The organism is Galbibacter sp. L-19, from assembly GCF_056857615.1.
The window spans coordinates 233,923-245,416 of record NZ_JBSXNL010000072.1 but is presented as its reverse complement, the minus strand read 5'-3'; the positions used below and the strand labels follow the sequence as shown (position 1 = coordinate 245,416).

Sequence of the window (11,494 nt, the reverse complement as noted above, 5' to 3'; positions counted from 1 at the left end):
TAGTTTAAAGAAATAACATTACTAAAATATTCTTTTCATTCATTTTATTAATAGCAAGGGATCTTATTTTGAATACCTCATTTAAACCTTGATATAAGTGGAGTCCAATAAATTCCGTTAACTTTTATCGGACAACAATATTTTAAAATGAAAAGAATACACTTTTTAGACACTCGGAATATTTTCAACAAGAATTTCATTTCCTTTTTTATCGTAGTAAATACAAGTCATTTTCCCGAGGTCCACAATCCATTTTTCAATACCATTATCAGCACAATCTTTACAAAAAGTAACATAATCTGTTGCTCCTTTTTGATGCGCTTTTATACATGCAATAAAGCGTTCTTTATTACTTTCTTCTGAAATATTTAGAGTATCATAAACAGCTAAAGAACTAGTTTTATAATTGTTTTTACCAAAATAATCGGTATGACTATCTGCTACAAAGGTTTCAAACGCCTCTACTCCAAGCGCTTTAATATCCTGAATATACTTTGGAAAATCTGCTCCACTCTCTACCTTTGAGTGTGCGTCTTGAATTTGTAGAACTGTAAACATCCTTTTCGCCTTATAATATGTTTATTGCTTGAAATAATACTAGTTCAGGGAAAAGCCGCAAGACATAAGAAGGTTACTCTAAAAAGCAATCAACACCAACATCTTAGTATTTAAATTTCATTTAGCGAGTAAATGTACAGCATAAATACTATAGTTTTTCTAATACAGGTTTAAATTTTTTGGCATACTTTAGAATCACCTCTTTGGTAAATTCTTTTTCCTCATCAATTCGTCCAATTACAGGCACATTAGTCATTTTATGAATAATTTCTTCTGTAGTAGGATGTTCCTTCCCACTAAACAAAATAGACACATCAAAACCATGCTCTTTAAGAAGATTTACGGTAAGTAATGTATGATTTATACTTCCTAAATAATGCCGAGAAACTACAATAATTTTATATTTAGGACTGATAATATCCATAATAGTATGCTTATTATTTAAAGGCACCAAGATTCCTCCTGCTCCTTCAATAACAAGCTTGTTATTGGTTTCTGGTACTTTAATTTTAGTAATATCTATTTCTACGTTATCAATAGCTGCAGCAGCATGCGGACTAATAGGCACTTTTAAGGAATAGCTATTAGGATGAAATTTAGTTTCTGTATTAGAGATTAAAGTATGAACTTTTCTAGTGTCCGAATTGTCTAAATCTCCAGATTGAATAGGTTTCCAATAATCTGCTTGCAAGGCCTCTACAATAATTGCCGAAGCAATAGTCTTTCCAACTTCTGTGGAAATACCTGTTACAAAATAACAAGACTTCATAGGGTAGTATTTATTATTAGTATAATAGCTAAAATTACAAAATCAGTTTTTATATTGAGCGAAAAATAAGCTTAAAACTTCAGAAATTTCGTTAAAAGAATTAAAGCTATGAATACAAAACCGTAATCGCTCTTCCCCTTTTGGAACTGTAGGAGACAGTATAGGTTTTACATTATAACCTTTTCCCTTTATTTTTTCTGCAATTAATTTTACAGTTTCATTTCCCTGAATTATAAAACATTGAATTGGAGAATCACTTTCAATATATTTTAAAGACAAATTACACGCACTCTTATTCGCTTTAAAAGTAGTTTTAAAATAATCAATATTATTTTTAAGCTTTTCTGAATTACTTCTGAAAAGAGATTGCTTATTATTTTCCTTTAATTGCTTGTAAACGCTCATTATAGCCGCTAAAGAATGCGGAGGTAAACCTGTAGTATAAATAAAGCTTCTTGCAAAATTGACTAGATAACTAACTAATTCTGAAGCTCCTAATATAGCTGCTCCATGGCATCCAAAAGCCTTCCCAAAAGTAATTATCCGAGCAAAAACTTTATTTTCTAACCCTAAACTTTGTACCAATCCTTCTCCATTTGTTCCAAAAACTCCAACGGCATGCGCTTCATCTACAATTAAATGAGCTTGATAGGCTTCACATATATCGGATAGCAATACTAAATTAGGACTATCGCCATCCATAGAAAACACAGCTTCAGTAACCACAAAAACTTCATTATCTTCCGAAGAAAACTTCAAAAGCTGCTCTTTTAAATTTTTTAAATCGTTATGCTTAAACTTAAAAGCCTTAGCAGTACTCAACCTAATTCCATCTCGAATACTGGCATGAATGTACTCATCAAACAAAACAATATCCCCTCGCTGTGGCACAGAAGAAAAGAACCCTAGATTGGCATCATAACCCGAGTTAAAAACAAGCGCTTCTTCACTATTATGAAAAGTGCTAATTTCTTTTTCAACTTCAGTATAAAACAAAGAATTTCCACTTATTAACCTAGATCCAGTAGCTCCATTTGAATAAATGCTACGTTCTTTCAGAATGTTTTGTGTCTCAGAAAAAATTAGCTCAGCATTAGAAAACCCTAAATAATCATTAGATGAAAAATCTATTAAATTAGATGCTTCAGGTAAAACCCTAAATGCATTTTCAAGCTTTCTTGTCGCTAGCTTTTTAGATAATTTCTTAGGAAAATTGGTCATTCCAATGCTACTTTAAGTTATATTTAGGAACAAGTAAAATTAACATCTAAATGTCTACATCTTACAAGTTGGTTAAGTCTTCAAGGCGTTAGGGAAAACTCTATAAAAACAATTCAACACAAGCCCTTTGGCAACTCAGAACAGACTTTAAAGCTATAAAAACTCATTTAGTAAGTAAAAGTACATAAACGTTCAAGTTACCGCAAACCCTAAAAAGAAAATGCGATTACTTTTTTAGCTCAAAAATTAAAAATTGGTATCTTGTCCTTTCAATAAAACTAACATTAAACCTAAATACTTTGAAAAGAGCATTTTGTTTCACAAGTTTTTTGATGCTTTCCTTATTAATGAAAGCTCAAACTCCCGTAAATTATACAATTTCATTTGAGAATGCCGTACACCATGAGGCTCAAATTACAGCTGTATTTCCAAATACAACTAACGATTCTCTACATATTAGGATGAGCAGGAGCTCTCCTGGCAGGTATGCGCTGCATGAATTTGCAAAAAATGTTTATGGTGTAAGCGCTGTAAATGATGAGGGGGATACCTTAAAGATTATTCGCAATAACCCATATGAATGGATTATTGCAAATCCAAAAGGAGCAACTACTGTACATTACACCTTGTTTGGAAATCGTGGAGATGGAACTTATAGTCAGATTGACGAGTCTCATGCGCATTTAAATATGCCAGCTACTTTTATGTATGCCACTCAAATGCTGGAATCTCCTGTAAAAATTACTTTTGACGTAAGAAAAGACCTCAACTGGAAAGTAGCTACACAGCTCAAAAAAGAAAATGACAATACGTATTCTGCTCCTAATTTTCAATATTTTTTTGATAGTCCTACAGAAATTAGCGATTATAAAATACGCTCTTTTACGGTGAATTCTAACGGAAAAGATTATACCATAGAATTTGTATTGCACGACACGGCTTCGGATGAATTATTAGATCAATATTTTGAAAAAGTTAAACGTATTGTTTTGGCTGAAAAAGATGTTTTTGGTGAACTTCCAGACTATGATTATGGTAAATATACCTTCTTGGCATGCTATGTTGAAAATGCTAGCGGTGATGGAATGGAACACCGAAACTCCACAATTCTAACCGACTCTGAAGGCTTGGAAAATGGAGGTATGAAAAATAATATCGGAACTGTTTCTCATGAATATTTTCACTCTTGGAATGTAGAGCGCTTGCGACCAAAATCTTTAGAGCCTTTTGATTTTTCTAGAGCTAACATGAGTGGTTGCTTATGGTTTGCAGAAGGTTTTACAAGCTATTATACCAACCTTATTTTATGCAGAGCAGGTGTTATTACTCCAGAAGAATATGCTAAAAGCATAAATAGCACTTTTAATTATGTTTGGAACTCTCCAGCACGCAACTATTTTAACCCGATTGAAATGAGCTATCAAGCGCCTTTTGTAGATGCTGCAACCTCTGTAGACCCTGTAAATAGAGAAAATACTTTTATTTCTTATTATTCCTACGGAAGTGTACTCGGATTGGCATTAGACTTATCGCTGCGTCAAAACGGACTCAATCTAGACGATTATATGAAGAAACTTTGGCAGGAACAAGGCAAAAAAGAAAATCCATATACAATAGACGATTTACATTTTACTTTAAGTTTATATGCTGGAAAGCCATTTGCCGATAATTTCTTTAATAAATATATCTATAAAAGCGAAATGCCAGATTACGCAACCCTTTTTGAAAGTGTAGGTTTTGATTATTCTCAAGATGAAGAAAAAATTTATACTGGTTTTAATACCAACTCTAATAATGAAATTACCCGAAATGTAAAAAAAGGAAGTCCAGCGTATAAAGCAGGATTGGATGCTGGAGATATTATTTTAGCAATCGACGCTAAAAAATTAAACAATGATAATACAGTTGAAAAAGTTCTTGCTGATAAAAAAGTAGGCGATGTTATTACTGTTACCTACAGCAGATTTGGTGTAGAAAAAGAAACGAAGCTAACATTAACTAGCGACCCAACTTACACCATTTCTTTAAATGAAAAAGCAAAAAGAAGAGTAGAAAAACACCGCGAAGCTTGGCTGAAGCAGTAAATATTTGAAATTAAAAAGATTAATTAAGCCCTAGCAATTATTATTACTAGGGCTTAATTAATCTTTTTAATTTATTATTATTAAATAATAAATTATCGATTATCAATAATTTAATATAATTTAGCGTTGTATATAAACTCTTAACTCCATGAAAAAAATTTCAAATATTCTACATCTTTTATTGATTGCTTTTCAATTATTTATCATTAGTATTATAATTGCAAAAACAACACACTTCTTCATGAAATTTGATAGTGTAGAGACAAATCCATTCTTTGGTATCCACTTATCAGAAGAAACCTCCTCTACATCAAGGTTAATAATCTTCGGTATTACTTTATTATTAATGATTTTTTTATGTTATTTAATCAATATATTTAGAAATGTAATTCTTGATTTTAATCAGCGTTTAATTTTTAATAAAGAAAACGGAAAGCAACTTAAAAAAGTAGCAATAGGTCTCTTATTTATATGTCTTGCTATTTTAATTATAACTATATTATCGTTACCCTACCATAACCTATATGAAGTATTGGGAGCCAAAGATAATGCCTATAGAAGCGGGTATAATTTAGGCTTATTTACAGGACGAATTATTGGACTTTTATTTCCAATTATAGTCCCGGCAATTTTTATATTGTTAATTTCTTATATAATTAAAGAAGGTAGTTTTATTAAAAATGAAAACGATTTAACAATTTAATTATGCCGATTATTGTTAACCTAGATATCATGCTTGCTAAACGAAAAATGCAAAGTAATGATCTTGCCGAAAAAATTGGTATTACTACCGCTAACCTATCTATATTAAAAACTGGAAAAGCTAGGGCAATTAGGTTTTCTACTTTAGCCTCTATTTGTAAAGTTTTAGATTGCCAGCCAGCAGATATTTTAGAATATGTAGAATAAAAAAAGAGCGTCATAAATTTATGACGCTCTAATTAAATTAAAATTCTCTTATAAAATTACCAAATTTTGATTCGCTCTTCTGGTGCAAGATACATTCCATCTCCTTCTTTAATATCAAACGCTTTGTAAAAAGCATCAATATTTAAAAGTGGCTGTGTAGCTCTATACATTCCTGGCGAATGTGGATCGGTTTTAATTCTGTTTTTAAGTGCTTCATCACGCATTTTAGTTCTCCAAACAGTTGCCCACGACATAAAGAAGCGTTGTTCTGGAGTAAATCCATCTATTTCTCCTGGGTTACCATGCTCTTTTAAATGCATTTGTAAACCATCATAAGCAGCATTTACACCCCCTAAGTCACCAATATTCTCACCTAAAGTAAACTTCCCGTTTATAAACACTTCTGGTAAAACTTCAATTCTGCTATATTGAGCAGCCAAAGAATCTCCAAGTGCATTAAACTGTGTTAAATCTTTTTCTGTCCACCAGTTTACTAAATTCCCGTCGGCATCAAAATCTGCACCGCTATCATCAAAACCATGAGAAATTTCATGTCCAATTACTGCTCCAATCCCACCGTAATTTACTGCAGCATCTGCTGTGAAATTAAAGAAAGGTGGCTGTAAAATTGCTGCTGGAAATACAATCTCATTATAAGAAGGGTTGTAATAAGCATTTACAGTTTGAGGCGACATATACCATTCTGATTTATCTACTGGCTTTCCTAATTTATCAATGGTTTCAGCAAAATCCCATTGAGAAACATTTAAAGAGTTTTGAAAATAAGACCCTCCATCTGCAGCTGTTTTAATAGCTAATGAACTGTAATCTTTCCATTCGTCTGGATATCCAACTTTAATAGTTGTTTTCTCCAATTTCTCAACAGCTTTTTTCTTTGTTTCAGCATCCATCCATGGCAAAGCATTTATACGTACTTCGTATGCTTTAATTACATTAGCTATCATTTCTTTAGCTTGTGCTTTTGCTTCTGGTGGGAACTTTTCATCAACATATAGTTTTCCTAATGCTTCTCCAACAGACCAATTTACAGTTTGTAAAGCTCTTTTTTCTAAAGGCTCTTGCTCTTTTGCTCCTCTAAGCTCTTTACTGTAAAACTCCCAATCTGCTTTATCCATTTCTTGTGTTAATCTATTGGCTGCACTATTAACCAAAGACCAACGCAAATATGATTTCCAAGCCTCTACATCTCCAGAACTAAAAACTGTTTCTAAAGATTTTGTGTATGCAACCTGACTAACATCTATAGTATCTACACTTGAAGCACCAATTGCATCTAAATAAGCTTTCCAATCAAAAGAAGGAACCATTTTCTGTAAATCGGCAACCGCAGTTGGATTGTATGTAGTTTTAGGATCACGTCTTTCCACTTTGTCAAGCATTTTTTCAGCCAACTTAGTTTCAAGTGCTAAAATTTGATCTGCTTGTTTTGCGGCAGCAGCCTCATCATAACCTACAAACTGAAGCATCCGTGTAATATGAGCTACATATTTTTCTCGGATTTCTTTAGACTCATCGTCTTGATCCAAGTAATAATCTCTATCTGGCAATCCTAATCTTCCAGAACCTAAAGAAGCAACATTTTTGTTACTATCTTTTGCATCTGCACCCACTCCAAATCTAAAAAATGTAGCTCCTGTAGATGGAGTCATTTCAGTAAGATATGTTTGAAGGTCTGTTTTATTAGAAATTGCATCAATTTTTTCTAAATAAGGCTTTAAAGGCGTTACCCCTTGCTCATCTCTAGAAGCAGTATCCATAATAGATTCAAACATACGAACAGCTTTTGCCTGATCTGAGTTTTTATCTAAGCTAGGGTTATCTTTTGCAGCATTTAATATCGAAAGCGCATCGTCGTCAGTGTTTTCTCTCAACTCATTGAAGCTCCCCCAGGTTGTTTTGTCCGCAGGAATCTCAGTTTCATCTAACCATTTACCGTTTACGAATCTAAAGAAATTGTTATTCGGACTCGCAGTAGTGTCCATATATTGAAGGTTAATTCCAGGTATTTTTTCTACCGTTGCAACCTCCTTTTTTTCTTCAGTTTTGCATGAAGCCAGCAATACAACTGAAGCAAGCCCATAGATAACAGGCTGATTAAAAGTAAATTTCATATCTAATTAGTTTTGTTATGAATCGTTGCAATTTATAATAAATTGTGATTCTTAATAAGTTATTAGATTTTAATTAACAATTCTTTAAGAAAAAAATTCTATTTTGATAACGAGACCTACTTTTCTTTAATAAAATCTTGATAAATCTTACTTTTCAAAGTCTCTGATAACTGCTGACGGATGGCATTATAGGTTACTAAAAGCTTCTCTCTAGATACATTTATGGAATCTATAGGAGCATTTTCATCTAAACGTGTTTTGAATTGGTTGCTGAAAGTTTTGAAAACAACCAATCTACTTTTTACATCTGGAACATTGAATTTTTCAGGAAATAAAGAATCTTTTTCAATTTCAGTATCTAAACGGATAAACTCTTCAGCAAAATAGGTAAGATCCCCACTATTTTGATCTTGAAATTTCTCCATCAAGTTGCTTAACTCTTTAAATTTTTTCCATTTATTTATTTCAGTCAACTTTTCGTTACTGATGGGTTTTATTTCTGGCAACTGCTTATAAGAAGCAACTGCTGTATCTTGAGAAGCAGAATTGTCTTCTTTATTTTCTTTGTCTCCACAACTCGTTATAATAAAACACAACCCGAGTAAAAGTATGTATGCAGTATTTTTCAAGGAATAAACTTTTATTAAGGATCAAAGATACTAGAATTAGTGAAAAGAAAATAGCGAAAAGGTATTAGTAACTCTACAATCCTATTTCGCTATCTCTTTTTCTATTTTATTGTTGTCTAATAAAAGTAGATAGAATTTATTACACTTCATCCATTTCAAGAGCTAAGCGAAGTTTTTTAAAATAGACCTCCTCATTATTTTAGAAAGTAAACAAAATAAAATTCAGTAAAAATCCAAAACATTCTTAAAACTAAAAAAACGAATTGGTTTTTCCATATAAAAACAGTAGATATAAAGGCTCTAGTTTAAAATTGCGTTGATTATTTTTTAGCTCTGATACCAATCCAAATACCAGTGACTTCATGCTTTTCATTTCTTTTGCTCGCCCAAAAGAAACGAAACAAAGAAAAAGGCGCCTTATCCAATGATTTTTTTCGACAACGGGGTCGAAAAACCGTAACCGAAACTCTGCGTCGCTACACTCCTGATCTCAGAGCTTTCGGTCACTATTCTACGGATAAGGGTTTTAGCTACGCTAGCCATTAACGCTGTTTTTTGTGTACATGCTTCCTCTTCTTTAACTTATTAGCTCATTAACTTTTTACTTTATAAACTTTTATCTTTGTTCTGTTTTCTTACAGCAAAGCGGTCTTGTATTTTATTCAGTATATAAAATTTTACTTTTTTTAGAAATTCCGTTTTCATTAAACGCTTCAACTTGATAATAATAAGCTTGGTCTGTATTTAAAGCTCTTAACTCATAATTAGGTTTATCGTACATTAGAGCGGAAAGGTTTAATTTATCCTTTTCAATTCCCCAATAAACTACATACCCCGTTGCGTCTTTTACTGCATCCCAAGTTAACATGGTGTTTCTTCTGTCGTCTTGCCTTTCTGCTTTGAAATGATTTGGTGTTTTTGGAGCTTTCTCCTTACCTTTTCCAAAAACTCTAAACTCAGAAATTGCCAAATATTTATTGGTACAATACACGTGGTTATATCTAATATATCTCGCTTCGGCATCTTTTGCCAACTCAATATATGCATGCGGTATGTCTTTTTTATTTTTACTATAATCTGCTATTGTTTTCCAATTTTTCCCATCTAAAGATCCTTCAATTGTAAATTGTTGCCTTAATGTATCTGGGCGGCCAAAAACTGTACTTTTATAATCTTGAAAATTAATTTGTATGGCTTTTACATCCATTGGTTTTTGCAGATCTACTTGCACATAAATAGAATCGTTATTTTTTGCTGAAACCCAATAAGAACGAATTTCTTCATCATTAATTTTATCGATTTCAAAACCATGTATCTGCTCTTGCATATACCCTTTATCACTTTCATCAACTACTTTATTTTCTCCCTCAACTAAAGGAGAATTTGTAGTAACTGGTTTATTATAAGAAAGTAACATCCACCCTGTAAAACGCTCTTTATGATTTTTAACTTCTGTTCCGGGAAGATAATGTGGATAGTCTCCATAGGCAGTATTTACGTACATTTGTCCGTTGTCTTCAAAGCCAGCAGGATACATTCCCAATCGTCTTTCAAATTTAAAATTCACAGAAATCGCCATGGTGGAATAATGCCAATAGTTTCCGTTATTATCTTGTACGGTACTTCCATGCCCAGAACCTTTTAAAAAACCACCTGGTTTATAAGAAATTGGATTGTATGGTGCATAAGTAAAAGGTCCTAGCGGACTTTTACTGGTATAAACCCCGTCGGCATAAACATTCCATTGTGTTCCTGGCGCCCCATATTCTAAATAATAAGTATCGTTATGTTTTACCATCCAAGGCCCTTCTATAAAAGGTTTTATATCAGACTTATGGTCTTGACCAAAACGCTCCCAACCATGCTGTTCTGGTTGTAAATTAAAAAGATCTTTTTGCTCCCCTTTCGGAATATAATAATTGGCAGTATCTAGTTCTACTCCATGAATTGGCCATTTATTAGAAGACTCTTCGTACAAATACACGCTATTATCGTCGTCTACAAAAATATTAGGATCTTGTACTCCGTTTGGAACATTTATTACCGCATAGTTTGTTTGCCAATTTCCTAAATCTGGATTATCGGTTTCTATAACGGCACCTCTTCCAGACGGATCTCCTAGCACCAAAATCTTTCCGTTTCTAACGGCTGCAGCTGGAGCATTACTTCCATTAAAATACCATCCTTGAGGTTTGATGAATTTCCAGTTACTCATATCATCAGAAGTCCAATAACCATGAGAACGAGTTACAAAAAGATAATATTTCCCTTTGAAATTTACAATTGCAGGATCTGCACCAGAACGGTAAGAAACATCGCTCCTACCTCGGTAATGCGACATGTAAGTATAATCTATGTCTATAGGATTACAATAGGTTTTATATTCTTCTTTGGATAAGGTTTGTTGCGCTTGAAGATTAAAAAAAATCCCTAAGCTCAATACAGAAAAAAACAATTTTTCTATTTTACTGAAAATCATAATCTGGAAGTATTTATTTTATGAAATTCGAAACTACAGAAAAGCTATAGCTATAACCAAAGAATACGCTACATCAATAATACATCAAGTAAATATTTAACTTTTAAACATTCTCTTAACTACAACAAAATAAGGAAAGTAAAAAAATGTAAATTTTAAAAACATAACTCCCTTATCGTTTTCCGTATACAGTAATACGGGCTTTCCCACTAAACATTCCTTTAGTATTGTACCAAAACTCTATTTTATGAACTCGCCTTTTCCCTCCGGGTAAGTTAATATTTCTACTATCATCTCCTTTTCTAATCTCCAAACGCAATGGAACTCTTTCTTTTGCACCACTATCATAAGTAATCTCCATTCGATCCATATTAACATCGGCATTGCCCACATTAAATTTTAAAGTTCTAAAATCGTTAAAAGAACCATCAACATTTATGGCATCGTGGTCGTTTCCATAATTGGCTTTTACTTCGCCTATTTTTTGCCAACCTACATTATCCCTTATATTCTTATTTCTTATTTGAGCAGAACCAATAAAAGTAACTAGCAAAAATGCAACTGAGAGTACAATACTTTTTTTCATAACTAAAAATTTTAAATGAGTTTTGTATTGTAGGAAGGGAAGAAATAAAAATTACAAACTTATTATATATCAACACATTAACTGTTAATACTGTAGATGAAGGAGATCTATTTTATTCCTCTAAAGA

Annotated in this window: 10 protein-coding genes; 3 read left to right on the top strand and 7 right to left on the bottom strand. The window is 32.5% G+C overall.

The genetic code is table 11. The features are described from left to right. Positions 1 to 165: 165 nt before the first annotated feature. The 3 genes from AC13CQ_RS17060 to AC13CQ_RS17050 all read right to left on the bottom strand — a co-directional run bounded on the left by AC13CQ_RS17060 (position 166) and on the right by AC13CQ_RS17050 (position 2,548). Complete coding sequence (locus AC13CQ_RS17060) at positions 166 to 558, bottom strand: DUF1398 domain-containing protein (protein ID WP_474507579.1); 393 nt, start codon at positions 556 to 558, stop codon at positions 166 to 168. A gap of 148 nt (positions 559 to 706) precedes the next feature. Further along, entirely contained in the window at positions 707 to 1,327 is a 621-nt protein-coding gene (gene bioD, locus AC13CQ_RS17055; protein ID WP_008611886.1) for a dethiobiotin synthase, read from the bottom strand. Between the two features lie 42 nt (positions 1,328 to 1,369). Continuing rightward, complete coding sequence (locus tag AC13CQ_RS17050; protein ID WP_474507578.1) at positions 1,370 to 2,548, bottom strand: aminotransferase class I/II-fold pyridoxal phosphate-dependent enzyme; 1,179 nt, start codon at positions 2,546 to 2,548, stop codon at positions 1,370 to 1,372. A 332-nt stretch (positions 2,549 to 2,880) separates the two neighbouring features. Between AC13CQ_RS17050 and AC13CQ_RS17045 the strand changes: the two genes are divergently transcribed. From AC13CQ_RS17045 to AC13CQ_RS17035, 3 genes are all read left to right on the top strand, one after another. Next, positions 2,881 to 4,632 (top strand): M61 family metallopeptidase, encoded by a 1,752-nt coding sequence (locus tag AC13CQ_RS17045; RefSeq protein WP_474507580.1) that lies wholly within the window; start codon positions 2,881 to 2,883, stop codon positions 4,630 to 4,632. Positions 4,633 to 4,780: 148 nt separating this feature from the next. Continuing rightward, a complete protein-coding gene (locus AC13CQ_RS17040) occupies positions 4,781 to 5,335 on the top strand; it encodes a DUF2975 domain-containing protein (protein ID WP_335587185.1) in 555 nt (184 codons plus the stop codon). 2 nt (positions 5,336 to 5,337) lie between these two features. Then, positions 5,338 to 5,541 carry a helix-turn-helix domain-containing protein gene (locus AC13CQ_RS17035; RefSeq protein WP_335587184.1) on the top strand — a complete coding sequence of 68 codons (204 nt, stop codon included), beginning with the start codon at positions 5,338 to 5,340 and terminating at the stop codon, positions 5,539 to 5,541. Positions 5,542 to 5,597: 56 nt separating this feature from the next. Here the strand turns inward: AC13CQ_RS17035 and AC13CQ_RS17030 are convergent, their stop codons facing one another. The 4 genes from AC13CQ_RS17030 to AC13CQ_RS17015 all read right to left on the bottom strand — a co-directional run bounded on the left by AC13CQ_RS17030 (position 5,598) and on the right by AC13CQ_RS17015 (position 11,367). Then, positions 5,598 to 7,673: a M13 family metallopeptidase gene (locus AC13CQ_RS17030; RefSeq protein WP_474507534.1), complete on the bottom strand. Its 2,076-nt coding sequence runs from the start codon at positions 7,671 to 7,673 to the stop codon at positions 5,598 to 5,600. 116 nt (positions 7,674 to 7,789) lie between these two features. Continuing rightward, complete coding sequence (locus tag AC13CQ_RS17025) at positions 7,790 to 8,302, bottom strand: hypothetical protein (RefSeq protein ID WP_008611882.1); 513 nt, start codon at positions 8,300 to 8,302, stop codon at positions 7,790 to 7,792. A gap of 658 nt (positions 8,303 to 8,960) precedes the next feature. Further along, entirely contained in the window at positions 8,961 to 10,781 is a 1,821-nt protein-coding gene (locus AC13CQ_RS17020) for a family 43 glycosylhydrolase (RefSeq protein ID WP_474507535.1), read from the bottom strand. A gap of 172 nt (positions 10,782 to 10,953) precedes the next feature. Then, entirely contained in the window at positions 10,954 to 11,367 is a 414-nt protein-coding gene (locus tag AC13CQ_RS17015) for a hypothetical protein (RefSeq protein ID WP_008611880.1), read from the bottom strand. Positions 11,368 to 11,494 lie beyond the last annotated feature (127 nt).